Here is a 22,536-nt window from a genome sequence, read left to right as displayed (position 1 = left end):
CGGCATGTCACGGCAGCCGGCCCTGCGCGTTGATCTCCCGCACGCGCGCCCTGAGCACCTCCCCGCTCGGAGCCGCCCGCACGTCCTCCGGCGGGCAGTCCCACTCCTTGCCCCCACCGGGCGGCCGTAGCTGTACGTAAGTACCCACACGGCCCATCACCCGGCCCACCCGCCCGTCCCGGACATCCACGGCGTACGCCCCCGTCGCGGGCGGCTCGCCGTCGGTCACGGCTTGAGCCCCTGAAGTACGGCGGCGAGCCGCATCGCCGTGTCCAGATTGCATCGCCCCAGGTCGACCAGCGGATACGGCGCCTCGCTCGCCAGCGACACCACGTCCACCCGCAGCGACGGCAGCGTCACCGCGACCACCCCGAGCCCCTCCCGCAACTGGGCCACCACCTCTTCCGCGGCCCGCAGCCGCTCCGACGATCGCACCACCATGACCAGGTACCTCCGCACGCTGTGTATTCGCTTTCCTCACACAGCGTGTCCGAAAGAGCACTAGCCTGAACAGTGAAGACGGCCCAACAACCCCGTATGTACGACAGGGAGTTGCCATGCCCGGTCCGAAGGACCTCGACCCTTCCTCCTCACCCCGCGCCCTGCTCGGCGCGGAACTGCGCCACGCGCGCGAGAAGGAGGGCCTCACCCAGGAGGAACTCGGCCGGCCACTCTTCGTGAGCGGCTCGTTCATCGGCCAGCTGGAGGCGGGAACGCGCCGGATGATGCCGGAGTACGCCGCGAAGATAGACGAGATCTTGGGAACGGGCGGCTTCTTCGAACGGAACTGCAAGGCGTCCACGAAGTCGAAGTACCCGGACCACTTCGCGGAGGCGGCCGAGGCGGAAGCGATCGCGACGGCGATCAAGGAGTACGCGCCGCTCCTGATCCCCGGCCTGTTGCAGACGGAACCGTACGCGAGGGCGATCTTCCGCGCGTACCAGCCGACAGCCGCCGAAGAGGTGATCGACGAACTGGTGGCGGCGAGGCTGGAGCGCGCGCATCTCCTCGACGACCCAACAAAGCCGCTGTTGTGGACGGTGCTGGACGAGGCGGTACTGCGCCGGAAGGTGGGCGAGCCCGCGGAGATGGCGCAGGCGCTGAACCACCTGGCGGCGATGGTCCGCCGCCACCGCATCATCGCGCAGGTGCTGCCGTTCGGGGCGGGGGCGCATGCGGCGATGGACGGCGGCATCAAACTGATGGGGTTCGAGGACGCGCCCCCTCTCGCCTACCTCGAAGGTCTGGGCACAGGCCAGTTGGAGGACGATCCGGCCACCGTCGCCCGCTACGAACTGACCTACGATCTGGTCAGGGCCATGGCACTGTCCCCCAAGGAATCCCTGGCTCTGATCGCATCAGTGGCGGAGGATTACGCGCATGAGAACCAGCCCTGAGTACGACCTGTCCACGGCGACCTGGCACAAGTCCAGCTACAGCGGCGGAGACGGCGGCAACTGCCTTGAGGTCGCCACCTGGCGCAAGTCCACCTACAGCGACGGCAGCGGCGGCGACTGCCTCGAAGTGTCCGACGGACACCCCCACGCCGTCCCTGTCCGAGACTCCAAGAACCCCGAAGGCCCGGCGCTCGTGTTCCCCGCCGCCGCCTGGTCCGCCTTCGTCGCGGATCTCAAGCGGCGGTAGCCGGACCGGAAACGACGACCGCCTGTCCTCCACCCCACGTTCGGGGGCGGAGGACAGGCGGCTGCCGCAGGGGTCAGAGACCGCCTGTGAAGAGGAGCTTGTTGGGCGTGCCCGGGGTGACGCCCGACAATGCGTCCTTGGTCGAGGTGGTGTCGAGCCAGCTCGCGATCTGCTCCGAGGTGGCCGACGCGTTGGTGCTGTTGTAGAGCAGGGCCGTCCCGGCCACGTGGGGAGAGGCCATGGACGTGCCGTCGAGAGCGACGCTTCCGCCGCCGAGCTTCGCCGAGACGATCTTGGTGCCCGGCGCGTAGACCTCCACGCACGAGCCGCGGTTGGAGAAGGGCGCCTCCGCGTCGGCGTGGTCGGACGCGGCGACCGTGACCACCCCTTCGGCGGACGCCGGGGAGACGTCGCAGGCGTCCTTCGCGTCGTTGCCGGCCGCCATCACGGGCAGGACGCCACTGGCCGCGAGCTTGGTGGCGGCAGCGTTCACCTGCTCCGACTTGGGACCGCCGAGCGATGCGTTGAGTACGGCCGGCCTGTCGGGGTCCTCGGCGGCGTGCGAGGCCGCCCAGTCGAGCCCGGCGATGACCGTGGCGTTGCTGCCGGTGCCCTCGCAGTTCATGACCCGGACGCTGTAGAGCTGTGCCTCGCGCGCGACGCCGTACGTCGCGCCTCCCACCGTGCCCGCCACATGGGTGCCGTGGCCCTGGCAGTCCCGCCCCAGGCGCCCCTCGCCCGGGAAGGCGTCGAACCCGGACCTCGCGCGCCCCGCGAACTCCGTGTGGCTGTAGTCGATGCCCGTGTCGAGGATGTAGGCGATTCCCCCGGCGCCGGTCGCCGTGGCGGTGAACTGGTTGTCGAGCGGCAGGGCGTGCTGGTCGATCCGGTCGAGGCCCCATGACCCAGCGGGCCCGGACACGGTGACCTTGGCGTCCTGCTCCACGGCCGCCACGTTCGGATCGGCCCGCACCCGGGTCAGCTGATCGTCCGTGAGCTTGGCGGCGAAGCCGTGCATGACCTTCTTGAAACTGAACAGCGGCGTCACGCCGACCTGGGTCGCCACCTTGGCGACGTCGGACGTGGGCTTCATCTCGACGAGGTACTGACCGGGCACGGCCTGATCCACGAGTCTGAGCGGGGCGGGGGCGGAACGGGCAGCCTGCGTCGCGGAGGCGGACAACGGGCCTACTGTCGCCAGGACAGCCGTGACGGCGGCCGCGAGGGCGATCTCATGGGGTTCGGCGTGGTCACGATGGCACCATGCAGAAACGATCAAGCGCAATCACTCAGTGCGGTGGTTTGAATACTAAGTGTATTCACATCCCGGATCAGGAACGCCGGGAACGCCCGAGGGCGGCATCCCCCTCGCAGGGGATGCCGCCCTCGGTCCGTACAGCTGAACAGCCGATCCGTGAGGATCAGAAGTCCATGTCACCGCCCGGCATGCCGCCGCCCGCGGGGGCACCGGCCTTCTCGGGCTTGTCGGCGATGACCGCCTCCGTGGTGAGGAACAGCGCGGCGATGGACGCGGCGTTCTGGAGAGCGGAGCGCGTGACCTTCGCCGGGTCGATGATGCCCTCGGCGATCATGTCGACGTACTCGCCGGTCGCGGCGTTCAGGCCGTGGCCGAGCGGGAGGTTGCGCACCTTCTCGACGATGACGCCACCCTCGAGACCACCGTTGACGGCGATCTGCTTGAGCGGAGCCTCCAGCGCGAGCTTCACGGCGTTGGCGCCGGTCGCCTCGTCGCCCTGGAGCTCGAGCTTCTCGAAGACGGCCGTGGCCTGGAGCAGCGCCACGCCACCACCGGCGACGATGCCCTCTTCGACGGCCGCCTTCGCGTTGCGAACGGCGTCCTCGATACGGTGCTTGCGCTCCTTGAGCTCGACCTCCGTGGCGGCACCGGCCTTGATGACGGCCACGCCGCCGGCCAGCTTCGCCAGACGCTCCTGGAGCTTCTCGCGGTCGTAGTCCGAGTCGGAGTTCTCGATCTCGGCACGGATCTGGTTGACGCGACCCTGGACCTGGTCGCTCTCACCGGCGCCGTCGACGATCGTGGTCTCGTCCTTGGTGATGACGACCTTGCGGGCGCGGCCGAGCAGGTCGAGACCGGCGTTCTCCAGCTTGAGGCCGACCTCCTCGGAGATGACGGTGCCACCGGTGAGGATGGCGATGTCGCCGAGCATGGCCTTGCGGCGGTCACCGAAGCCCGGAGCCTTGACGGCGACGGACTTGAAGGTGCCACGGATCTTGTTGACGACGAGCGTGGACAGCGCCTCGCCCTCGACGTCCTCCGCGATGATCAGCAGCGGCTTGCCCGACTGCATGACCTTCTCCAGCAGCGGAAGGAGGTCCTTCACGTTGGAGATCTTGGAGTTGACGATCAGGATGTACGGGTCGTCGAGCGACGACTCCATGCGCTCCATGTCGGTGGCGAAGTACGCCGAGATGTAGCCCTTGTCGAAGCGCATGCCCTCGGTGAGCTCAAGCTCGAGACCGAAGGTCTGCGACTCCTCGACGGTGATGACGCCTTCCTTGCCGACCTTGTCCATCGCCTCGGCGATGAGCTCGCCGATCTGCGTGTCGGCGGCGGAGATGGAGGCCGTCGAAGCGATCTGCTCCTTGGTCTCCACGTCCTTGGCCTGCTCAAGGAGAGCGGCGGAGACGGCCTCGACGGCCTTCTCGATGCCGCGCTTGAGGGCCATCGGGTTGGCGCCGGCGGCGACGTTGCGCAGGCCCTCGCGGACCAGAGCCTGGGCGAGGACAGTCGCGGTCGTCGTGCCGTCACCGGCTACGTCGTCGGTCTTCTTCGCGACTTCCTTGACCAGCTCGGCGCCGATCTTCTCGTACGGGTCCTCGAGCTCGATCTCCTTGGCGATGGAAACACCATCGTTGGTGATCGTGGGGGCGCCCCACTTCTTCTCGAGGACGACGTTACGGCCCTTGGGGCCGAGGGTGACCTTGACGGCGTCGGCGAGCTGGTTCATCCCGCGCTCGAGACCGCGCCGTGCCTCCTCGTCGAACGCGATGATCTTGGCCATGTGAAGTGGTCCTCCCGGACTGGGGTGGATTCTCCGGACCGAGTGGCGCCCGCGACGGACGGCCTGCCTGCCTGGTGGTTTTCCTTGTCCCACCCGGCCTGCGGGCCTCACCGGCCCGGTCCTTCTGTCACTCTCACTGGGAGAGTGCTAACAGTGCTAACGCCAATGATTAGCACTCGACCCCTTCGAGTGCAAGCGTCCCCCTCGGATGTGGACAGGCGTCCGAACGGAACGCGGCACGCGTGAAGGGCCTGTACCCGGTGTGGGGTACAGGCCCTTCATGCGTGAGTGCGTCGGTGGCCGATCGCGCCGGGATCAGACGGCGAGCTTGACCATGTCCGCCTGCGGACCCTTCTGGCCCTGCGAGATCTCGAACTCGACTCGCTGACCTTCTTCAAGGGTGCGGTACCCGTCCATCTGGATCGCGCTGTAGTGGACGAAAACATCCGCACCACCGTCGACCGCGATGAAGCCGTACCCCTTCTCCGCGTTGAACCACTTGACGGTGCCCTGAGCCATGGCTTAACTCCCCTATTTCTGGCCCTTGCACAGGACCGCACTTCGCGGGTCCTGGGTCAGACTCCTCCACCCTCCGACAGGAGAGGGCGTGCGCCGGAACGCGTCGACCGCGGCTGAATGTATCCGCCCAACTGCCCTCTGCAACAGGTCAATCGGACGAGAAATCTGGGCATGGCGGAACACGCGAAAGAGAGTAATTCCCCGATTTCCAGGGCAAGTCGGGCCGGACAAAGCACACATGAGCGGCAATTAGGTCCGGCACTTTGGCTGCTTCTTGTCGCGCGGGGACGCATTCTCATATGCGCCGGGCACAGGCAGAGGAGGGGGCTTCCCCAACTGTACCGCGCTCAACCATGCAGAATTGCCCCCTCCGCTTTCATCGCGGAGGGGGCAATCGGCGTAACACGGGGTGGTGCGAGGCGGGTCAGCCTCCGGCGACGGCCGGGATGATCGAGACGCCGGCGCCGTCGGGCGTGGCCGTCTCCAGGCCCTGCTCGAAGCGCACGTCGTCGTCGTTCACGTACACGTTGACGAAGCGCCGCAGCTTGCCCTGGTCGTCCAGGACACGGGCCGCGATGCCCGCGTGGTTCTTCTCCAGGTCGGCGATGACCTCGGCGAGGGTCGCGCCCTCGGCCGCGACCTCGGCCTTGCCGTCCGTGTACGTACGGAGAATCGTCGGAATGCGGACGTTGACGCTCATGCGAGGCCAGCCTCTCGGAAAGAGTCCAGGTTGGGGCGGATGACGGCGGACTGACCCGTGGTCGGGGCCACCGCCTCAAGGGTCTTCAGGCCGTCGCCCGTGTTGAGCACGACGGTGGTCAGGGAGGGGTCGAGCAGCCCGGCCTCGATGAGCTTCTTCGTCACGCCGACGGTCACGCCGCCCGCGGTCTCCGCGAAGATGCCCTCCGTCTCGGCCAGCAGCTTGATCGACTCCACGACCTGCTCGTCGTTGACGTCCTCGACCGCGCCACCCGTACGGCGGGCGATGTCCAGGACGTACGGGCCGTCGGCCGGGTTGCCGATCGCGAGGGACTTGGCGATCGTGTTCGGCTTCTGCGGCCGTACGACGTCGTGCCCGGCCTTGAAGGCCGCCGACACCGGCGAGCAGCCCTCCGCCTGGGCGCCGAAGATCTTGTACGGCTTGTCCTCGACCAGACCCAGGGCGATGAGCTCCTTCAGCCCCTTGTCGATCTTCGTGAGCTGCGAGCCCGAGGCGATCGGGATGACGAGCTGGTCCGGGATCTCCCAGCCGAGCTGCTCGCAGATCTCGTACGCCAGGGTCTTGGAGCCCTCGCCGTAGTACGGGCGCAGGTTGACGTTGACGAAGCCCCATCCCTCGCCCAGCGGGTCCCCGATCAGCTCCGAGCAGAAGCGGTTCACGTCGTCGTAGTTGCCCTCGATGCCGACGAGGTCACCGCCGTAGACCGAAGCCATGACGACCTTGCCCTGCTCCAGGTCGTGCGGGATGAACACGCACGAGCGGAAACCGGCCCGCGCGGCGGCGGCACCGACCGCGCCGGCGAGGTTGCCGGTGGAGGAGCAGGAAAGCGTGGTGAAGCCGAACGCGCGTGCGGCCTCGACGGCGATCGCGACGACACGGTCCTTGAAGGAGTGCGTCGGGTTGCCGGAGTCGTCCTTGACGTACAGACCACCGGTGACGCCCAGCTCACGGGCCAGGTTGTCGGCCTTGACCAGCTTGGTGAAGCCCGGGTTCAGGCTCGGCTTCGAGGCCACGTCGGCGGGCACGGGCAGCAGCGGCGCGTACCGCCAGATGTTGTCCGGTCCGGCCTCGATCTGCTTGCGCAGCGCATCGGCGTCGCCGAGCGGGAGGTCGTAGGCGACCTCAAGAGGACCGAAACAGGAGGAACAGGCGAAGATCGGGCCGAGTTCGAATCGCTCTCCGCACTCGCGGCAGGAAAGCGCGGTGGCGGGGCCCAGGTCTACGGGCAGGGGATTCGTGGTGCTTGCATCAACTTCAACAGACTGCACAGCCATGGTGCGAGGCCCTTTCTCCTCATCTTCCCCACGGCGCGTTTCGCCGTGAGACGGAATTGGCACCGTCCCCACCGTTACCTCGCGGTCGGCGGACTGGTTGCCGGGACTTCAACGGGCCGTTCCCTCTGTCCCTCTGGATGAGCGCTATGGCGCCGGGTCTGGGCCCGGCGCGTTTGTTCCGCGGCACCCCCCGAGATGCGAGGGTCGTCCGCGTTGTTCAAGACTGTAACCGAACCCCCGGACGGTTGAACCAGTCGTCCGCACCGCGAGATGGATCACTTGGAGAGCCGGGAAGCGGCTCACCGACGAGGGAGAGGCCCGTGCTGGAAGAGGTGGAGCGCTGGCTGAACCTGAGGTCCTGGTCCACGGCCGACCGGCCGCTGGACCGGCTGGTCGCGGCCAAGGCCGGGCGCGGCCTCACCGTCAGCGTCGTCCTGCCCGCCCTCGACGAGGAGGAGACGGTCGGCGACATCGTGGCGGCGATACGCCACGAGCTGGTGGAGGCCGTGCCCCTCGTGGACGAGCTCGTCGTCCTGGACTCGGGCTCGAAGGACCGTACGGCCCAGGTGGCGACGGCGGCGGGAGCCCGGGTCGTCCACCGGGACGCCGTACTGCCCCGCATACCCGCCCTGCCCGGCAAGGGCGAGGTGCTGTGGCGGTCACTGCTCGTGACCAGCGGCGACATCGTGTGCTTCATCGACTCGGATCTGAAGGACTTCTCCGCCTCGTTCGTGTCGGGCATCGTCGGGCCGCTGCTGACCGAACCCGACGTGCATTTCGTCAAGGCGATGTATGACCGGCCGCTGGGCGAAGCCACTGGTCAGGGAGGCCGCGTCACCGAATTGGTGGCACGCCCGCTGCTCAATCTGCACTGGCCGCAGCTGGCCGGGTTCGTACAGCCGCTGGGCGGCGAGTACGCCGTACGGCGGTCCCTCCTGGAGCGGCTGCCCTTCCCGGTCGGTTACGGAGTGGAGCTGGGCCTGCTCGTGGACTCGCTGCACACGGTCGGCCTGGACGCGCTGGCCCAGGTGGACGTGGGCGTACGCAAGCACCGTCACCAGGACGGGCAGGCGCTCGGGCGGATGGCCGCCACCATCTACCGGACGGCCCACCTCCGGCTCTCGCGCGGCGCCCTGGTGCGGCCGGCGCTGACCCAGTTCGAGCGGGGCGTGGACGGGTGCGGGTTCGTACCGAAGACGTACGCGGTGGACACGGAGGAGCGGCCGCCGATGCGTGAGATCGCCGAGTACGCGGCGCGGCGGGCGGCGTAACCGGGGCCACGGATCGGGGGTGGCCCATGGCACGTCCGTACGCACGTTTGAGGGCTTCCAGTACGGGCTAGGTTTCGCCACATGGTCTCCACGGTCTCCGAGCACGCCGCACAGGTCCTCGTCGCATCCAACCGCGGCCCGGTTTCGTACACGCTCCTGGAGGACGGCACGCTCGCCGCCAAGCGGGGCGGGGGCGGTCTGGTCTCGGGGCTGTCGGCGATCGGGCGGGCCGGCGAGGAGACCGCCTCGCTGTGGGTGTGCGCGGCACTCGGCGACGGCGACCGGGAAGCGGTACGGCGCGGGGAGGGCACGGCGGGCGTCCGGATGCTCGACATCGACGCCGGGGTGCACGCGGACGCGTACAACGGCATCGCGAACTCGGTGCTGTGGTTCGTCCACCACATGCTCTACCAGACGCCTCTGGAGCCGGTCTTCGACACGGAGTTCCGGCGGCAGTGGGCGGCGTACGAGACGTACAACCGCGCCTTCGCCGACGCGCTGGCGTCGGAGGCCGCTCCCGGGGCGGCGGTGCTGGTGCAGGACTACCACCTGTGCCTGGTGCCGGGCATGCTGCGCGAGCTGCGCCCCGACCTGCGGATCGGCCACTTCACGCACACCCCGTGGGCGCCGGTGGACTACTTCCGCCTGCTGCCCGACGACATCGCCCGGCAGCTCCTGCGGGGACTGCTCGGCGCGGACCGGGTGGCGTTCCTGACCCGGCGCTGGGCCGACGCCTTCGCGGCGTGCGCGGTGGAGGTGCTGGGCGCCGAGGCGCTGGAGGGCACGGCGGTCGGGGTGCATGGTCTGGGCGCCGACGCGGAGTTTTTGCGGGAGCGGGCGCACCAGGAGGACGTGAACGAGTGGATGGTCCGGCTGCGGGAGCGGGTCGGGGCCGGGCGCAGGACGATCGTCCGGGTGGACCGTACGGAGCTCTCCAAGAACATCGTCCGCGGCCTGCTCGCGTACCGCCGGCTGCTGGCGGACCGGCCGGAGTGGCGCGGGCAGGTGGTGCACATCGCCTTCGCGTACCCGTCACGGCAGGACCTGGAGGTGTATCGCGACTACACGGCGGCGGTGCGGCGGCTCGCGGACGAGATCAACGCGGAGTACGGGACGGACGACTGGCAGCCGGTGCTGATGGAGCTGGACGACGACTTCGGCCGGTCGCTGGCGGCGTACCGGATGGCCGACGTGGCGCTGGTCAACCCGATCAGGGACGGCATGAACCTCGTGGCGAAGGAGGTGCCGGTGGTGTCCGACGCGGGATGCGCGCTGGTGCTTTCGCGGGAGGCGGGGGCGTACGAGGAGCTGGGCGGCGACGCGATCGTCGTGAACCCGTACGACATCGGTGCGACGGCGGACGCGTTGCACGCGGCGCTGGTGATGGAGCCGGGTGAGCGGGCGGAGCGCACGAAGCGGCTGTCCGCCGCGGCGACGGCGCTGCCCCCGGCGGCCTGGTTCCTGGCGCAGCTCTCGGCGCTGACGACGGGGGCCTGACCTCGGGACTGGCCGGGGGAAATGCCCCCCGGCCCCCGTACTCCCTCCGGGCGTGTCCTCGAACGCCGGACGGGCCGGACCTGCCCGCTTCAGGCCGCCTTGCCGGCGACTGTGGACAGGGACTTCAGCAGGGCCACGACTCCCGACGGGCCCTCCACCACCAGGTCCGCACGGTCCGCGAGGGCCGGAACCTCGCTGCCGCTGCACACCAGCAGACCCGGCACGCCCTCCGTACGCAGCTTCTCCACCGTCGAGTACGCCGCCACGTCACCCAGGTCGTCCCCGGCGTACAGCACGCAGCCCGCGCCGACCTCACGCACGTACTCCGCGAGCGCCACGCCCTTGTCGACGCCCGGCGGACGCAACTCCAGTACCAGACGGCCCGGTTCGACGATCAGCCCGTGACGGGCGGCCAGCTCCGATAGAGGCACGCGCAACGATTCGAACGCCGTCACCGGGTCCTCCGCGCGCCGCGTGTGCACGGCGACCGCCTGCCCCTTGTCCTCGATCCACGAACCGCGCCACGCGCCGATGCCGTCGAGGAAACCGGGCAGTTCGGCGCGGGCCGCCTGCACGCCGGGGTGCGCGGCGGGGGCGCGGACCGTGCCGGTCGTGGCGTCCCAGCGCTCGGCGCCGTAGTGGCCGAGTACGACGAGGTGTTCGAGCCCGGCGACTCCGGCGAAGCCGCCGTACCGGACCGCGACGCCGGCCGGCCGGCCGGTGATCACGGCGATGGAGCCGACGTACGGCGCGAGTGCGGCGAGCGCCCCCACGGCGCCGGGATGGGCGCGGGACTGCTCCGGGTCGGGGACGATGTCGGCGAGCGTGCCGTCGAAGTCGAGGGCGATCAGGGCCCGGTCAGGTGCGGCCAGCAGCGCGGCGAGGCCGTCGCGGCCGGCGGGCGTCGCGGGCGTGAACTCGGTCGGCAGGGGGTGCGGTTGCGATTGGCTGGCCATGCCCCCCGACCCTACCGGCGCACGCCCTGCTCGGCACCGGGGCGACGGGAAGCGGGCGACCGCCCGGCCCGCCCGGTCCGGCCCGACCCGGCCCGCCCGGCCACTCGCTCAGCGGCGCTCGCGGCGGGCGTCGCGTACCCGGCGGAGGCGGTTGACCGTGACGGGGTCGAGCGCGACGGCGCGCGGATCGTCCAGCAGGGCGTTCAGGAGCTGGTAGTACCGGGTCGGCGAGATGCCGAGCTGCTCCCGGACCGCCCGCTCCTTGGCGCCGGGCCCCGGCCACGACCGCCGCTCGACGGCGAGGACGGCCCGGTCCCGCTCCGAAAGCCCGGAGCGCGCGGAGGGCTCGGCGGGCTCGGACAGCTCGGCTGACTCGGAGAGCTCGGCGGGCTCCGAGGACGCGGGGGACTCCGAGGACACGGACGGCCCGCCGGACTCGGAGGGCTCCGAGGGCTCGACGGGCTCGTCCGGGGCGTAAGGCATATGAGCAGTCTAGGGCGGCGCCCGGAACCCCCGCGCGGTCCAGGGCGGCGGCCGGAACCCCCACCCGGCCTCCCGCTCCGCCACTCCGCTGCTCGCTACTCCGCGTTCTCCGTCGCCGCCGCCTCGCGCCCGATCGCGCCCAGTGTCCCGGTCGGGTCGCCGTTGGGCGTGACCACCGCACCGATCTGCTTTTTGATGTTCTCGCTGACCTTCGCCCACGACGTCTTGCCCACCGGGTAGAGCGTCGATTCCGACAGCGCCTCCAGGAACGGCCACAGCTCCTTGTGCGCCGGGTCCTCGGCCATCGTCTCGGAGGCGGAGACCGTCACCGGCAGCAGGTCGTACTGGTCGGCGAACTCCAGAACGTTCTCGTCGTTGTACGCGAAGTCGAGGAACTTGCCGATCTGCCGGCCGTGACCGTTCTGCTTGAAGCCCATCATCCAGTCGGCGACGCCCATGCTCGACCTCGCCTTGCCGTCCGGCCCGGGCAGCGGCACCATGCCGACCTTGACGCCCTTCTTGGCCGCCTGCTGGAGCAGGGACGGGTGACCGTTGAGCATGCCGACCTCGCCGTTCGCGAACGCCGTGAAGGCCGGCTTCCGGTCGAGCTTGCCGGGGGCGACGGGCCCGGTCAGCTGCTCGCCGACGAGGGTGTCCTTCAGCCAGTCGAACGCCTCGACGTTCTGCGGGGAGTCGATCGTGTACGTACCGACCGAGTCCGTGTAGCCGCCGCCGTTGCTGAGCATCCACATCATGGTCTCGGCCTGGGCCTCTTCCTTGCCCAGCGGCAGCGCGAACGGGTACTTCACGCCGCGCTCCTTGAGCGCCTTGGCGGCGCTCTCGATCCCGTCCCACGACTTGGGGGGTTCGAGACCGGCCTGGGTGAAGAGCGTCTTGTTGTAGAAGAGCAGGCGGGTGCTGGCGACGAAGGGGATGCCGTACGCCATCCGCCCGACCTCGCCCGCCTCGGCCAGCGGGGCGAGCAGGTTGGCCTGTACGGGGATGGAGAGCAGGTCGTTGACGGGGTAGAGCCGGCCCTCGGCCGCGTAGTCGGCGTACGCGCCGATCTGGGCGATGTCCGGGGCGTCGCCCGCCTCGACCATCTCGGCGACCTCGCGGTCGACGTCCTTCCAGTCGTAGACGGAGACGTCGACCTTGATGCCCTTGTTCTCCGCCTCGAACGCGGTCGCCACGCCCTCCCAGTACTGCTTGGTGCTGTCGCCGCCCTCAGGGTCGTAGTCCGCCGCGACGAACTTGAGCGTGACATCCCCGTCCCCGGAGCTGCCGCATCCCGACAGGGCCACTGTCATGCCCAGTGCCACCACTGTCGCGGTCAAACCCAAAAGACGCCGGTGCACAGCTCTTCCCCACCTGTTTCTTTGTCCGACATGCGTATGAGCTGCGATTTTCTCCTAGTGCGCGCTGTGAGGTCTACACCAGTGCGGTCTCACTTGTGCAACACCTCCCTCAGGAAGCTCGCGGGAAACAGGGAGGGAAGAAGTACGGAAAGGAGTGACGAACGGCGCGGGTGCGCGAGTGGACTAGACCTTTCCATGGTCCACGCGCGAGACTGTTCCCGTGAAACACGTCATCGCCCTCGATGTGGGCGGCACCGGGATGAAGGCCGCGCTGGTCGGCGCGGACGGCGCACTGTTGCACGAGGCCCGCCGGGCCACCGGCAGGGAGCGGGGGCCGGACGCCGTCGTCGAGACGATCATGGACTTCGCGGCCGGACTGCGCGCGTACGGGGAGGCCACGTACGGCGAGAGCGCCTCCGCCGCGGGCGTCGCCGTGCCCGGCATCGTCGACGCCGGGAACGGGATCGCGGTGTACGCCGCCAACCTGGGCTGGCGCGACGTACCGATGCGCGATCTCCTCAGCCGGAAGCTGCACGGCGTGCCGGTCGCGCTCGGCCACGACGTCCGCACCGGCGGGCTGGCCGAGGGCCGCATCGGCGCGGGCCGGGGCGCGGACCGCTTCCTGTTCGTACCGCTCGGCACGGGGATCGCCGGCGCCATCGGCATCAACGGCGTCATCGAGTCCGGGGCCCACGGTTACGCCGGCGAGATCGGCCACATCGTCGTACGCCCCGGCGGTGTCCTCTGCGGCTGCGGTCAGCGGGGCTGCCTGGAGCGCCTGGCCTCCGCCTCCGCCGTGTCCGCCGCCTGGGCGGCCGCCTGCGGTGACCCGGACGCCGACGCCGCGGACTGCGCCAAGGCCGTGGAGGCGGGAGACACCCGGGCGCGTGAGGTGTGGCTGGACGCCATCGGCGCGCTCGCCGACGGGCTCGTCACCGCTCTCACCCTGCTGGACCCGCGCACGCTGATCATCGGTGGCGGGCTCGCCGAGGCCGGGGAAACCTTGTTCACACCCCTGCGGGCGGCCGTCGCGGAACGCGTCACGTTCCAGAAGCTGCCCCAGATCGTTCCGGCGGCCCTCGGGGACACCGCCGGATGCCTGGGCGCGGGGCTCCTCGCCTGGGACCTTCTCGCCACAAACGCTGCGGACCCCACGCACGCCACAGAAGAAGCCACGGAGGTATCCGCCTGATGACCGGACGCGCTGCAAGCAAGGTTCTCTCCGGCGCCCGGGTGGTGCTGCCGACCGGGACCGTCGAGAACGGCCGGGTCATCGTCGAGGGTGAGCGCATCGCGGGCGCCGCCCCGGCGGACGCCCCCTCCCTGGACCTGTCCGGCCACTGGATCGTGCCCGGCTTCGTCGACATGCACGTGCACGGCGGCGGCGGTGCCTCCTTCACCTCAGGCACGGCCGAGGACGTACTCAGGGGCGTACGGACGCACCGCGAGCACGGCACCACGACCATCGCCGCGTCGACCGTGACCGGCGAGATGGACGTACTCGCCCGGCAGGCCGCGCTGCTCTCCGAGCTGGTCCAGCAGGGCGACCTGGCCGGCATCCACTTCGAGGGCCCGTTCATCTCGCCGTGCCGCAAGGGCGCGCACAGCGAGGACCTGCTGCGCGACCCGGACCCGGCGGAGGTCCGCAAGCTGATCGACGCCGCGCACGGCACCGCGAAGATGGTCACGCTGGCGACCGAACTGCCCGGCGGCATCGAGTCGGTGCGGCTGCTCGCCGAGCACGGCGTGATCGCCGCCATCGGCCACACGGACGCGACGTACGAGCAGACCGTCGAGGCCATCGACGCGGGCGCGACCGTGGCCACGCACCTCTACAACGCCATGCCCGCCCTCGGCCACCGCACGCCCGGTCCGATCGCCGCGCTCCTGGAGGACGAGCGGATCACGGTCGAGCTGATCAACGACGGCACGCACCTGCACCCCGCCGCGCTGGAACTGGCGTACCACCGGGCGGGTTCGGCGCGGGTCGCGTTCATCACGGACGCGATGGACGCGGCGGGCTTCGGCGACGGCACGTACGCGCTCGGTCCACTGGCGGTCGAGGTCAGGGACGGCGTGGCGCGGCTCGCGGAGGGCGGCTCGATCGCGGGCTCCACACTCACCCTCGACACCGCGTTCAAGCGCGCGGTGACCGTCGACCGGCTGCCGGTCGAGGATGTCGTACGGTCCGTCTCCGCCAACCCGGCCCGCCTGCTCGGCGTCGACGACAGGGTCGGCTCGCTGGAACCCGGCAAGGACGCGGACCTGGTGGTGCTGGACGCGGACTTCACGCTCAGGGGCGTGATGCGCAAGGGTGCCTGGGTGATCGAACCGTAAGTCCCATGTAACCCCAAGTGCGGCGATTTCACCATCAGTTGATATCAAAGCGACACAGAGCGGCTGGCCCGGAACCCTGGGCCAGCCGCCTTCTTTTTGGCATGATCGCCCCGGCAGGGTTCGAACGGAGCAAGCGCTTTCCACGGGGGGTGACACGAGTGATCCTTACCGTCACGCTGAACACCGCGCTCGACATCACCTACCGCGTCCCGGCCCTCGTCCCGCACGCCTCCCACCGGGTGACCGACGTCGCCGAACGCCCCGGCGGCAAGGGCGTCAACGTCGCCCGGGTACTGGCCGCCCTCGGCCACGACACCGTCGTCACCGGCTTCGCGGGCGGCCCCACCGGCGCCGTACTCCGCGACCTGCTGGCCCCCCTCGGCCCCGTCGACGCGCTCATCCCCGTCGCCGGCAACACCCGTCGCACCATCGCCGTCGCCGACGCCACCACCGGCGACACCACCCAGCTCAACGAACCGGGCCCGGCGGTCACCCCCGAGGAGTGGGCCGCCTTCCTCACCTCGTACGCCGAACTCCTCGGCGACGCCGACGCGGTGGCCCTCTGCGGCAGCCTGCCCCCCGGCATCCACGTCGGCGCGTACGGCCAACTGATCCGCCGCGCCCGCGCCGCCGGCGTCCCCGTACTCCTCGACACCAGCGGCGAACCGCTGCGCCGCGGCATCGCCGCCCGCCCCGACCTCGTCAAACCCAACGCCGACGAACTCGCGCAGCTCACCGGCTCCCGCGAACCCCTGCGCGCCGCCCACGACGCCCGCCGCCGGGGCGCGCACGCCGTGGTCGCCTCGCTCGGCGCGGACGGCATGCTCGCCGCCACCCCCGAGGGCCGCTGGCAGGCGGCCCCGCCCGCCCGTGTGAAGGGCAACCCGACGGGCGCGGGTGACTCGGCGGTGGCCGGACTGCTCTCGGGGCTAGTGGAGCGGCTCCCCTGGCCCGAGCGGCTGGCGCGGGCGGTGGCACTGTCGGCGGCGACCGTACTGGCCCCGGCGGCGGGCGAGTTCGACACATCGACGTACGAAGACCTGCTGCCGCGGGTCGAAGTCACCGCGCACGCCACGGCGGCGTAACCGCGCACTCCCACCACGAGCACCAGGGGACCGCATGCCACTCGTCAGCACCGGCGAACTCGTCACCGCAGCCCGGGAATCGGGCCACGGCCTGGCCGCCTTCAACGTCATCACGCTGGAGCACGCGGAGGCGATCGCGGCCGGCGCGGAGCGGGCGGGAACACCGGCCGTCCTCCAGATCTCCGAGAACGCGGTCAAGTTCCACGGCGGCGACCTCACGGCCGTCGCGGCGGCGGCGACGGCCGTGGCGCGGGCGTCCACCGCCCCGCTGTCGCTGCACCTCGACCACGTCGAGTCGGTCGAACTGCTGCGCGCCGCGCACCCGGCGGGCTTCAGCTCCGCGATGTTCGACGCCTCGAAGCTGACGTACGGCGACAACGTGAAGGCCACCGCGGAAGCGGTCCGCTGGGGTCACGAGCGCGGCATCTGGATCGAGGCGGAACTGGGCAAGGTCGGCGGCAAGGAGGGCGAGGCCCCGCTCGACGCCCACGCGCCGGGCGTCCGCACCGACCCGGGCGAGGCGGTGAACTACGTGGCCGACACGGGCGTCGACGCCCTCGCCGTCGCCGTCGGTTCGTCGCACGCGATGACGGACCGCACGGCGGCCCTGGACCACGGCCTGATCGCCGCCCTGCGGGACGCCGTACCGGTGCCGCTGGTCCTGCACGGCTCGTCCGGCGTACCGGACGGGGAGATCCGGCGGGCGGTCGCGGCGGGCATGGTCAAGATCAATGTCGGCACGGCCCTGAACACGGCCTTCACGGGCGCGGTACGGGAGTACCTGGCCGCGAACCCGGCGACGGTCGACCCCAGGAAGTACCTCGTCCCGGCTCGCGAGGCGATGACCGGGACGGTGGCGCACTTCCTGGGGCTGATGGGCCACTAGAGCACGGGGATCACTGGACGTGACCGGCCGGTCTGGATACGACCGGTCCTGTCCGGACGTGGCCGGACCTACTGAATGTGACCGGCCTTGAGCTCCAGCCGGTCGAGGTTGGCCTCGCACTGGTCGCCCTCGCCGCAGGAGATCACGAAGGTGTTGTCGCCCTCGGTGAGATTGACGTAGGCGAAGGTGTTCGTCCAGCCCTTGTCCCAGGCGCCTTCCTCGGCGCGGGCGAAGTTCTTCATGTTGAGCCCGCTGCCGTGCGGCTTCCCGTTGACGGTCAGCGACGTCTTGGCGTCCTTGCCGGGCACGCCGTAGTCGATCGACAGCGTGTACGCCCCGGCCTTCGGCACCTTCACCGTCCAGGTCGCCGAGGCGCCCGGCGTGTTCAGCGGCACGTACGCGCCGCTCGACGACCGCGCGCCGGGGATCGTCTTGTCCGTGGACAGGCCCGGAGAGAGCTGGAGCAGCGCCGCGTCCTTCTTGGGCAGCTCGGCCGCCGGCTTCTCGGACTTGTCCTTGTCCTTCGGGTCCTCGCTCGGCTTGACCGTCTGGCCCGCACTGGAACCACCGCCGCCCGTGTCACCGGCCTGGGTGTTCTTGTCGTCCTTGTCACCGCTGGTCAGCAGCGCGATGCCGATTCCTATGACGACGACCGCGACGACCGCGAGCGCGCCGATCAGCAGGCCCTTGGTGTTGGGCCCGCCGCCGCGGCCACCGACGCCGCCCGAGTGCGAGTGCGCCACCGGGCGGGTGGGTGCGCCGCCGGGCTGCGTCTCGGGGGCCGCGTAGTGGGCGTTGGGCTGGCTGTAGTTCTGCTGGCCCTGCTGGCCGTACTGCTGCTGCGGGGGCACCTGCTGGCCGTACTGCTGCTGGTGCTGGCTGTGCTGCTGCCCGTACTGCCGCTGCCCGACCGTTCCCACCTGGTGGTACGAGGTTCTGGGCACCCCGGGCTGCGAGGCCGAGCCCGGGTAGCCGTAGCCGCCCGAGCGGGGCGAGACGGCACCCGCCGCCTGGCCGTCCTCGTAGAGGTAGCCGAACGGATCGTCGTCCTCAGGCGTGCTCGTGCCGTTGTTCGCGGCAGTCATCCCTGGTCACTCCTCACCATGTTCGCCAGCCGTCGCCGACCGGGCGAGCCTACCCCGAACGGGCAACCCGAAGGTTTGACGTGGACCACAGTGCGGTAGTGGGGGGCCGGTCAGCCCGCTCGCCTGTGAACCTTGGCGCGGGAGCGCTTCTCCACGTACATCCGCTGGTCAGCGGACTGCAACACCTCGTCGGCCGACATTCCGCAGCTCGCCCAGCCGATACCGAAGCTCGCTCCGACGCGGACCGCCCGGCCGTCGACCCGGATGGGCGGAATGATGGCGTTTCGCAAGCGTACGGCGAGGTCGGCGGCGTCCGCGCTGCCGAGACCGTCGGCGAGAACGACGAATTCGTCACCCCCGAGCCGGGCGACCGTGTCTCCGTCGCGTACGCAGGTCGTCAGACGGCGGGCGACCTCGATCAGGACGGCGTCACCGGTGTGGTGCCCGAACCGGTCGTTGATCGACTTGAAACCGTCCAGGTCGCAGAAGAGAACGGCGAGGCCCTTCGTGCCGTCGTCCGCGCCACCGCCTCCGCCCGCCCCCTCGGAGGTCGGCGCGACCATGTGGACGTGGTGGTCGAAGGAACCGGCGTCCGTGTGCGGGTTGTAGTCGAAGTCGTGCTCGGGCACGGCCGACCCTGGCGCGGAGGGTTCGCCGTACGCCGCGTCGAGAGCCTCCACCGCCGTGGCGCGCACCGAGTGCGGCCGGCGGCACAGCCGGGCGGACAGGCGCGAGCGCAGCTCGGCGCTGTTGGGCAGACCGGTGAGCGAGTCGTGCGAGGCGCGGTGGGCGAGGTGCAGCTCGTGGCGCTTGCGCTCCTCGATGTCCTCGACGTGGGTGAGGAGGAAGCGCGGCCCGTCGGTGGTGTCGGCGACCACGGAGTTGCGCAGCGACACCCAGACGTACGTCCCGTCGCGCCGCGCCAGCCGCAGCTCGGCGCGGCCACCCTCGGCGGAGGTGCGCAGGAGGGTGCCGATGTCCTCCGGGTGGACGAGGTCGGCGAAGGAGTAGCGGCGCATCGCGGAGGCGGGGCGGCCCAGGAGGCGGCAGAGGGCGTCGTTGGTCCGCAGGAGGCGGCCGTGCTGGTCGCCGCCCATCTCGGCGATGGCCATGCCGCTGGGCGCGTACTCGAAAGCCTGGCGGAAGGATTCCTCGCTGGCGCGCAGGGCCTGCTGCTCCCGCTCCAGCCGGACGAGGGCGCGTTGCATGTTTGCGCGAAGCCGGGCGTTACTGATCGCAATGGCGGCCTGGGACGCGTACATCTGGAGCGCCTCCTGACCCCAGGCGCCGGGGTGTCTGCCGTTGCGGGGCCGGTCGACGGAGATGACGCCGAGGAGCTCCTGGCCGCCGCCGGACGCGTACATCGGGGCGTAGAGGCGGTCGTGCGGGTGCCACTCGTCGGCGAAGCGGGGCTCGGGGCCCTCGGTGTGCCACTGGGGTACGTCGTCGTCGAGGAGGACCCAGCCCTCGGTGTGCGGGATGAAGTGCAGGTCACCCCACGCCTCGCCCATGGAGAGGCGGCGCTCCCAGGAGGCGCGGGAGCCGACGCGGCCGGTGATCAGGGCCTCGGCCGCCGGGTTGCCCGCGAAGGCCGCTATGACCAGGTCACCGTCGGGCTGGACGAGGTTCACGCAGGCCAGCTCGTACCCGAGGCCGGCGACGACTCCGTCGGCCACGGCCTGCAAGGTGTCAGCCAGGCTGGTGGCCCGGTTCAGGTCGGCGACCACCTGGTGCAGCTGCCGCAGCGTCGCCAGGCGGACGTACGGCTCGGACTCGGCCTCCATTGTTCGCTCTCCCCGAGACCTCGACAGCAACTCCAGGATTCTCAATCGCCGCACTTGTTGCAGTATCACGTCCACTGAATCACAGCGAGCTGCCCACCCGGTACACAGGGTCAGCGAATACTCGGCTCTGTGACTCAAGTCACGTCAGGTGATGAACGGCCGTACGGGGTGTGTGGGAGCGCTCCATAGCTTTATTGAACGCAAATCTCCCTCGGTCGGCTCACGTGCCGCCCGGTACTCCCCTGCCGGTCCTAGGACCGGGAGGGGGAGCGTACTGGTTCCAAGGGCCGATGGTGGAGGCGGGAGTCCCGGGCATAGCGTTCCGTGTGTGCACCAGACGACTTCCCGAACGACTTCCCGGATAAGTGCCCAGATGACTTCCGAGACGGCTTCCCCGACGGCTTCCGAGGCGGTTGCTGAGACGGTTGCTGAGACGGCGTCCGCCCTGCCCGCTGCGTCCATCCCCCATCCTGAGGGGGTGAGCAGCGAAGAGTTCCGGGCGGCGATGTCCCGTTTCACGGCGGGGGTGACCCTCGTGACCGCGCACGATCCGGACAGTGGGGCGCGCGGTGAGGCCGTCGGCATGACGGCGACGGCCTTCATGTCGGTGTCGCTGGACCCGCCGCTGGTGCTCGTGAGCGTACGGAACGGCTCGCGCATGGACGACCTGCTGGCGGAGCAGCCGCTGTGGGCGGTCTCACTTCTGGCGGAGAGCCAGCGGCAGATCGCCGGACGGTTCGCCATGAAGGGCCGGCTCAGCGACCGCCTGCTGTTCGAGGACATTCCGCATACGCGCGGCGCGGTGTCCGGCGCCCCGCTGATCGGCGGGGCGCTCGCGGTGGTGGAGTGCAGGACCGAGCAGCGGGTGGAGGCCGGTGACCACACGCTGGTGATCGGCCGGGTGCTCGAAGTGGGGCTGCCGAACGCGGACGACGGCCCGCTCACGTACTTCAGGGGCCGGTACAGGCACTTGGCGTAACCAGAGACTGGGTCACAGGGGCCGGGTGAGGCTGGGCGTGCGTGGGCCGTCAGTCCCATCCGCCCGAACGGCCGCGCTTCGTTTCGCTGCGGGCCTTCTTGTTGCGCAGGCGGCGCTCGTTGATGCCTCGGGGGATCTTCTTGGCGCGGCGCGGCTTGGGCGGCGGCGCGGTCGCTTCCGCGAGCAGGGCGGCCATGCGGACGAGCGCGGTTTCCCGGTTGCGCCACTGGGAGCGGTGCTCGGACGACCGTACGGAGACGACACCGTCCACGAGCCGGGAAGCGAGCCGCTCCAGGGCGCGCTCTTTCCAGACGGGCGGCAGGGCCTCGGTCTTCGCCAGGTCGAAGCGGAGTTCCACCTGGGAGTCGGTGGTGTTGACGTGCTGACCGCCGGGCCCGGAGGACCTGGAGAAACGCCACGAGAGCTCTGCCTCTGGCAGGGAGACAGCACCGCGAATGACATGAGGCCCGGACATGCGTCCAATGATCCCGTGTTCGCGGGCCTTACGTCACCCGCTTTACGGCGCCCGCTTCGGGCCCTGGCTTGAGGCGCGGAGTGAGGGGTGGCTTGAGGCGTGGGGCAGGGATGCCGGCAGGCGTGGGGGCAGGGATGCCGACGGGCGTGGCGTCGGGCCGCTTGCTGCGGGCCGCGCTTTTCCCCGGGGGAAATGGAACCTTGTAGTGGCCTGTCGGCGTTAGAACGGGTGACGGTAGCTTCGGACCCCACGGGTCCGACCGGCCCGCACGACTTAAGGAAGAGGACATCCAGATGGCTGTAAGTCTGTCCAAGGGCGGCAACGTCTCGCTCACCAAGGAGGCCCCGGGCCTGACCGCCGTCACCGTGGGCCTCGGCTGGGACGTCCGTACGACCACCGGTACGGACTTCGACCTGGACGCGTCCGCGATCGCGGTCAACCCGACCGGCAAGGTGTACTCCGACGCGCACTTCGTCTTCTTCAACAACAAGTCGACGCCGGACCAGACCATCGTCCACACCGGTGACAACCGCAGTGGCGAGGGCGCGGGAGACGACGAAGCGATCAACGTCAACCTGGCCGCCCTGCCGGCCGACGTCGACAAGATCGTGTTCCCGGTCTCGATCTACGACGCGGTAACCCGCAGCCAGAACTTCGGCCAGGTGCGCAACGCGTACATCCGCATCGTCAACCAGGCCGGTGGCGCCGAGATCGCGCGCTACGACCTCAGCGAGGACGCCGCCACCGAGACCGCGATGGTCTTCGGCGAGCTGTACCGCAACGGTGCGGAGTGGAAGTTCCGCGCGGTCGGCCAGGGCTACGCGTCCGGCCTGACGGGCATCGCATCGGACTTCGGCGTCAACGTCTGACCTCCGGTCGACTCACGGCGCACGCCTGAGCAGGGCCCCGGCTTCGGCCGGGGCCCTGCTGCGTTGCGCGTGGCTGGGGGTGGGGTGCGTTGGGCGGGGGCGTGACAATGGGGCGGGCTTCGACGGGCCTGGGGCGTTGGTTGCTTCTGGGGTGGGGGCCGCCTTGACCAAGGTTGGCGTCGGAGGCCCGCCCCTCAAGGGCGCTCCTGCGTCGCGTCGCCTTGACTGGTGCGGCTGGAGAGGCGATTGCCCTCGCCAAGTGCCGGGTT

General features: G+C 70.3%; 23 protein-coding genes and 1 riboswitch. Of the genes, 10 read left to right on the top strand and 13 right to left on the bottom strand.

Going from position 1 to position 22,536, the window contains the following annotated elements; all coding sequences use genetic code 11:
• Positions 1-7: 7 nt before the first annotated feature.
• Together AS594_RS46210 and AS594_RS19245 are read right to left on the bottom strand one after the other, a co-directional pair.
• On the bottom strand, positions 8-148 hold the full coding sequence (locus AS594_RS46210; protein ID WP_240509050.1) for a hypothetical protein: 141 nt from the start codon (positions 146-148) through the stop codon (positions 8-10).
• A gap of 77 nt (positions 149-225) precedes the next feature.
• Positions 226-441, bottom strand: a complete 216-nt coding sequence (locus AS594_RS19245) for a hypothetical protein (RefSeq protein ID WP_069928212.1) — start codon at positions 439-441, stop codon at positions 226-228.
• 116 nt (positions 442-557) lie between these two features.
• Here AS594_RS19245 and AS594_RS19240 point away from each other — a divergent pair, with 116 nt between their 5' ends.
• Together AS594_RS19240 and AS594_RS19235 are read left to right on the top strand one after the other, a co-directional pair.
• On the top strand, positions 558-1,397 hold the full coding sequence (locus tag AS594_RS19240) for a helix-turn-helix domain-containing protein (RefSeq protein WP_069932524.1): 840 nt from the start codon (positions 558-560) through the stop codon (positions 1,395-1,397).
• Positions 1,381-1,644 (top strand): DUF397 domain-containing protein, encoded by a 264-nt coding sequence (locus tag AS594_RS19235; protein ID WP_069932525.1) that lies wholly within the window; start codon positions 1,381-1,383, stop codon positions 1,642-1,644. The genes AS594_RS19240 and AS594_RS19235 overlap by 17 nt, the downstream gene beginning before the upstream one ends.
• 73 nt (positions 1,645-1,717) lie before the next feature.
• On the opposite strand, the gene AS594_RS19230 is transcribed toward AS594_RS19235, so the two are convergent.
• From AS594_RS19230 to thrC, 5 genes are all read right to left on the bottom strand, one after another.
• The gene (locus AS594_RS19230) at positions 1,718-2,827 is read right to left on the bottom strand and encodes a S8 family peptidase (RefSeq protein ID WP_240509049.1); all 1,110 of its coding nucleotides are present in this window, start codon (positions 2,825-2,827) and stop codon (positions 1,718-1,720) included.
• Between the two features lie 238 nt (positions 2,828-3,065).
• Complete coding sequence (groL, locus tag AS594_RS19225) at positions 3,066-4,688, bottom strand: chaperonin GroEL (RefSeq protein ID WP_069928208.1); 1,623 nt, start codon at positions 4,686-4,688, stop codon at positions 3,066-3,068.
• Between the two features lie 315 nt (positions 4,689-5,003).
• A complete protein-coding gene (locus AS594_RS19220) occupies positions 5,004-5,207 on the bottom strand; it encodes a cold-shock protein (RefSeq protein ID WP_005315736.1) in 204 nt (67 codons plus the stop codon).
• Positions 5,208-5,631: 424 nt separating this feature from the next.
• Positions 5,632-5,907 carry a MoaD/ThiS family protein gene (locus AS594_RS19215; RefSeq protein ID WP_028811122.1) on the bottom strand — a complete coding sequence of 92 codons (276 nt, stop codon included), beginning with the start codon at positions 5,905-5,907 and terminating at the stop codon, positions 5,632-5,634.
• On the bottom strand, positions 5,904-7,202 hold the full coding sequence (gene thrC, locus AS594_RS19210; RefSeq protein WP_069928207.1) for a threonine synthase: 1,299 nt from the start codon (positions 7,200-7,202) through the stop codon (positions 5,904-5,906). Before thrC ends, AS594_RS19215 begins: the two co-directional genes overlap by 4 nt.
• A 16-nt stretch (positions 7,203-7,218) precedes the next feature.
• Positions 7,219-7,346: riboswitch (SAM riboswitch) on the bottom strand.
• 176 nt (positions 7,347-7,522) lie between these two features.
• On the opposite strand from thrC, the gene AS594_RS19205 reads away from it, so the two are divergent.
• Entirely contained in the window at positions 7,523-8,473 is a 951-nt protein-coding gene (locus AS594_RS19205) for a glucosyl-3-phosphoglycerate synthase (RefSeq protein ID WP_069928206.1), read from the top strand.
• Positions 8,474-8,554: 81 nt separating this feature from the next.
• On the top strand, positions 8,555-9,970 hold the full coding sequence (locus tag AS594_RS19200) for an alpha,alpha-trehalose-phosphate synthase (UDP-forming) (protein WP_069932526.1): 1,416 nt from the start codon (positions 8,555-8,557) through the stop codon (positions 9,968-9,970).
• A gap of 89 nt (positions 9,971-10,059) precedes the next feature.
• On the opposite strand, the gene otsB is transcribed toward AS594_RS19200, so the two are convergent.
• The 3 genes from otsB to AS594_RS19185 form a co-directional block, all read right to left on the bottom strand.
• Positions 10,060-10,926 carry a trehalose-phosphatase gene (gene otsB, locus AS594_RS19195; RefSeq protein ID WP_069932527.1) on the bottom strand — a complete coding sequence of 289 codons (867 nt, stop codon included), beginning with the start codon at positions 10,924-10,926 and terminating at the stop codon, positions 10,060-10,062.
• A 108-nt stretch (positions 10,927-11,034) separates the two neighbouring features.
• A complete protein-coding gene (locus AS594_RS19190) occupies positions 11,035-11,409 on the bottom strand; it encodes a DUF3263 domain-containing protein (RefSeq protein ID WP_240509048.1) in 375 nt (124 codons plus the stop codon).
• 95 nt (positions 11,410-11,504) lie between these two features.
• The gene (locus AS594_RS19185; protein WP_069933868.1) at positions 11,505-12,719 is read right to left on the bottom strand and encodes an ABC transporter substrate-binding protein; all 1,215 of its coding nucleotides are present in this window, start codon (positions 12,717-12,719) and stop codon (positions 11,505-11,507) included.
• Positions 12,720-12,987: 268 nt separating this feature from the next.
• Here AS594_RS19185 and AS594_RS19180 point away from each other — a divergent pair, with 268 nt between their 5' ends.
• The 4 genes from AS594_RS19180 (at position 12,988) to AS594_RS19165 (ending at position 17,075) form a co-directional block, all read left to right on the top strand.
• On the top strand, positions 12,988-13,959 hold the full coding sequence (locus AS594_RS19180; RefSeq protein ID WP_069932528.1) for an ROK family protein: 972 nt from the start codon (positions 12,988-12,990) through the stop codon (positions 13,957-13,959).
• Complete coding sequence (nagA, locus tag AS594_RS19175; RefSeq protein ID WP_069932529.1) at positions 13,959-15,104, top strand: N-acetylglucosamine-6-phosphate deacetylase; 1,146 nt, start codon at positions 13,959-13,961, stop codon at positions 15,102-15,104. Before AS594_RS19180 ends, nagA begins: the two co-directional genes overlap by 1 nt.
• A 158-nt stretch (positions 15,105-15,262) precedes the next feature.
• A complete protein-coding gene (locus AS594_RS19170) occupies positions 15,263-16,189 on the top strand; it encodes a 1-phosphofructokinase family hexose kinase (protein ID WP_069932530.1) in 927 nt (308 codons plus the stop codon).
• 34 nt (positions 16,190-16,223) lie between these two features.
• Positions 16,224-17,075 (top strand): class II fructose-bisphosphate aldolase, encoded by an 852-nt coding sequence (locus AS594_RS19165; protein WP_069932531.1) that lies wholly within the window; start codon positions 16,224-16,226, stop codon positions 17,073-17,075.
• A 68-nt stretch (positions 17,076-17,143) separates the two neighbouring features.
• Here the strand turns inward: AS594_RS19165 and AS594_RS19160 are convergent, their stop codons facing one another.
• Together AS594_RS19160 and cdgB are read right to left on the bottom strand one after the other, a co-directional pair.
• The gene (locus AS594_RS19160) at positions 17,144-18,160 is read right to left on the bottom strand and encodes a carbohydrate-binding protein (protein ID WP_069932532.1); all 1,017 of its coding nucleotides are present in this window, start codon (positions 18,158-18,160) and stop codon (positions 17,144-17,146) included.
• Between the two features lie 110 nt (positions 18,161-18,270).
• Positions 18,271-19,944, bottom strand: coding sequence for a diguanylate cyclase CdgB (gene cdgB, locus AS594_RS19155; protein WP_069928197.1), 1,674 nt, complete (start codon positions 19,942-19,944; stop codon positions 18,271-18,273).
• Between the two features lie 373 nt (positions 19,945-20,317).
• Between cdgB and AS594_RS19150 the strand changes: the two genes are divergently transcribed.
• Positions 20,318-20,923, top strand: coding sequence for a flavin reductase family protein (locus AS594_RS19150; RefSeq protein ID WP_079148161.1), 606 nt, complete (start codon positions 20,318-20,320; stop codon positions 20,921-20,923).
• Between the two features lie 49 nt (positions 20,924-20,972).
• On the opposite strand, the gene arfB is transcribed toward AS594_RS19150, so the two are convergent.
• Positions 20,973-21,398 carry an alternative ribosome rescue aminoacyl-tRNA hydrolase ArfB gene (arfB, locus tag AS594_RS19145; protein ID WP_069928195.1) on the bottom strand — a complete coding sequence of 142 codons (426 nt, stop codon included), beginning with the start codon at positions 21,396-21,398 and terminating at the stop codon, positions 20,973-20,975.
• A gap of 293 nt (positions 21,399-21,691) precedes the next feature.
• Here arfB and AS594_RS19140 point away from each other — a divergent pair, with 293 nt between their 5' ends.
• On the top strand, positions 21,692-22,267 hold the full coding sequence (locus AS594_RS19140) for a TerD family protein (protein ID WP_069928194.1): 576 nt from the start codon (positions 21,692-21,694) through the stop codon (positions 22,265-22,267).
• Positions 22,268-22,536: the final 269 nt, after the last annotated feature.

It is taken from the genome of Streptomyces agglomeratus (assembly GCF_001746415.1).
Classification (GTDB): Bacteria; Actinomycetota; Actinomycetes; order Streptomycetales; family Streptomycetaceae; genus Streptomyces; species Streptomyces agglomeratus.
Note: the sequence above shows the minus strand (reverse complement) of the source record. Positions and strands in the feature narration are given on the sequence as shown.